At 49.2% G+C, this 2,785-nt stretch carries 2 protein-coding genes; both read right to left on the reverse strand.

What is annotated here, in order from left to right; genetic code table 11:
- Nucleotides 1-335 precede the first annotated feature (335 nt).
- Nucleotides 336-563 (reverse strand): type II toxin-antitoxin system CcdA family antitoxin, encoded by a 228-nt coding sequence (locus tag ACTIE0_RS23735; protein ID WP_006617421.1) that lies wholly within the window; start codon nucleotides 561-563, stop codon nucleotides 336-338.
- A 129-nt stretch (nucleotides 564-692) separates the two neighbouring features.
- Nucleotides 693-2,627 carry a transglycosylase domain-containing protein gene (locus tag ACTIE0_RS23740; RefSeq protein ID WP_006669807.1) on the reverse strand — a complete coding sequence of 645 codons (1,935 nt, stop codon included), beginning with the start codon at nucleotides 2,625-2,627 and terminating at the stop codon, nucleotides 693-695.
- Nucleotides 2,628-2,785: the final 158 nt, after the last annotated feature.

The following is a 2,785-nucleotide window of genomic DNA, read 5'->3' on the forward strand; positions in this document are numbered from 1 at the left end:
AGCCAGTTAAGGCTATAGCTGGTCAGCTACCTGAAAGGGGGGCACGAAGCCCCCGTGCTTCAGCCGGGGGTGCTGACCCGCTTCGGTCAAGGCTTAAACACCACCTTGCCCATCCATTGTACCCGTTTTAGGGTACAATGTCAACTGACACATTGAACCCGGATCAGTCTGGCGATCGCACCGTGGTTTACAAGGCTTTCCGCCCCCAACTCAATGACCATCAAGGTGGCTTGATGGTCAAACACGCCGGCTATGCTAGATTTTTGATGAGGCTCTCCCCACCTGCCTGCGGACCTGCCGGCGGTGAGGTAGACCGAGTGCGTCGCTGTTTTTGTTCAATCATTCCACTCGCCCCGGGGTGGCACGGGAGGGTTACGTTGTAGACTCAAAGCCAAATCATCTTCTGGGCGTTCTCCCCGCAACCATTGTCGGAGAGCGGTTTCAATGACTTTACTGGGATCATTAGTCAAGTGCTTGACCTGATCCAATAATTCCGAATCAATATGGATAGAAACCTCTACTTTGCTTGGTACACTAGAGGTCGAAGAAGTATTTAGATTCATGGCGCAAACATCCTAATTCAGAAAACCCAATACCTCCGGGGTTGATCCCGGAGGCTCAACTCAAGACTGAGTATGATTTAGGGACTTTATTCTATTGTACGATCTCAATCTCACCTGTTGCCCATCCGGTTAAGGTCGGGGAAAATTGGAAGCGGGAGTAAAACCAGTTTGAGGTTTCCCTACAGAGGCACGACTCATAAAGTCCCGCCATACCGGAGCAGCGACAGTTCCTCCTGTGACTCCCCTAGCCAGTCGAGTGAAGTCATCATTACCAACCCAAACCGCTGTCGATAAATGGGGAGTATAACCCACAAACCAGACATCGCGTTCGGAGGATGTAGTCCCAGTTTTCCCGGCTGCTGGTCGTCCTAGTCGGGCGCTGGTGGCAGTACCACTGGTAATTACCCCTTGCAACACATCATTTAGGGAGGCAACAGCCCACTGATTCAGAACTAAGCGAGGTGATGGGGTATTGTCAAGCAAGACATTTCCCTGGCTATCAGTGACTTGTACAATAAAAGTGGGGTCAGAATGCCAACCGTCATTAGCAAAAGTAGCAAAAGATGCAGCCATTTCCATAGGGGTGAGATCCACAGATCCTAGTGGTAAGGAAATGACGGGCTCCATAGGGCTAGTAATTCCCAGGAGGCGACAAACCTCGATTACCTGATTGAGTCCTACAGATTGACCCAGCTTGACGGCCGGAATATTCAGGGAGGTCTCTAAAGCTGATCTAATGGTAACAGCGCCGGAGAAGCCACCGCCATAGTTGCGGGGTGAATAATACCCAGACCCGTCGCGATAGCTAACAGGGGTATCTTGAACAATGGTACTAGGAGCGTATCTACCGGTAGCGAAGGCGGCATAGTAAACAAATGGCTTAAAGGCGGATCCAGGTTGCCGTTGAGCCTGAATAGCTCGGTTGAACTGGCTTTTATTATAATCAGACCCTCCCACCATGGCTTTGACAAAATGGGTAGTGGGGTCTACGGCGGCTAATGCGATTTGACCGTTATTGCGATCGCGATATACTCCTCGATAATAAAGGCGATCGTGCCATTCCCTCACCGTTCTTTCTGCCATGCGCTGGAAGTTCAAATCAATGGTCGTTTGAACCCGCATTCCCCCTTTCAGGACGGCATCACGACCAAACTCCCTAGTTAACTCCTGAACCACCGCTTCCGTCACGTATGGCAATTCACTGGTTCTAAATGAGGTGATCCTACCCACTAATAGGGGTTCTTTTCTAGCTTCCGCCGCCTCTTCTGGAGTAATCCAATTTAGATCTACCATGCGGTTAAGCACTTGAGCCTGTCGTTGTTTAGCTAGTGGATAATTAACAAAGGGGCTATAGTCTTCTGGGGCGGAAATTAAACCCGCAATCATCGCCGCTTCAGATAATCTCAGCTCCGATGCTGGTTTGTTAAAATAGCTTTGGGCGGCGGTTTCAATCCCATAAAGGTTATGACCCCAGTAAACCTGATTTAGGTATAATTCTAGAATTTCGTCTTTGTCTAAAATTTGTTCGAGGCGAATTGCCATGACCGCCTCAGCCGCTTTTCTGCTAATGGTTCTGCTGGGGGATAAAAACAGGTTTTTCACCAACTGCATGGTTATGGTCGAACCACCCTCTACGGTTTTCCCCCTTTCCAGGTTAGCAAGCATAGCTCGTACTATCCCGGTGGGATATATACCCCGATGATCATAAAAATGGCTATCTTCAATAGCTAATACCGCCCGTTTTGCATGGGGGGATATTTCATCAAGAGAAACTACTTCTCGGTTGGCTTCGTCGTGAAGGCTGGCTAAGTGTCTACCCTGAATATCGTAGATGTGGGTGGTTTCGGTGGGAATATAGTTTTGTAATACCCTTACGTCTGGTAAGTTACGGAAACTAACGGCTAGACCCACCAGCCCTCCTGCCACCACGGAACTGGCTAACATGGTTGTACCCAATATGGTTCCGGCGGTAACTTTGCTTACTGACTGGATGAAGTCAAATAAGCCTGACGGTGGCGACTCAAGCCTTTGTCTACCTCGGACTGTTACGTTTGTTAATGACACGCTGATTCCACTCCTTCCAGAAAACAAAGCTACAGGGTTTTCAACTTGATAATTAGCTTAGACCAGTTTTTCTCCTGTTAGCTAGTAGGGGTCGAGAATGGAGTCGCCTCCATCCCCTCCCATTCAAAACCGGACGTGAGACTTTCACCTCATCCGGC

It is taken from the genome of Limnospira sp., from assembly GCF_051859755.1.
In the GTDB taxonomy this organism is placed as follows: domain Bacteria; phylum Cyanobacteriota; class Cyanobacteriia; order Cyanobacteriales; family Microcoleaceae; genus Limnospira; species Limnospira fusiformis.

What these genes read in the sequence shown, in the direction of transcription:
- ACTIE0_RS23735 (WP_006617421.1), bottom strand. Translation starts at nt 563, where the DNA reads ATGAATCTAAATACTTCTTCGACCTCTAGTGTACCAAGCAAAGTAGAG.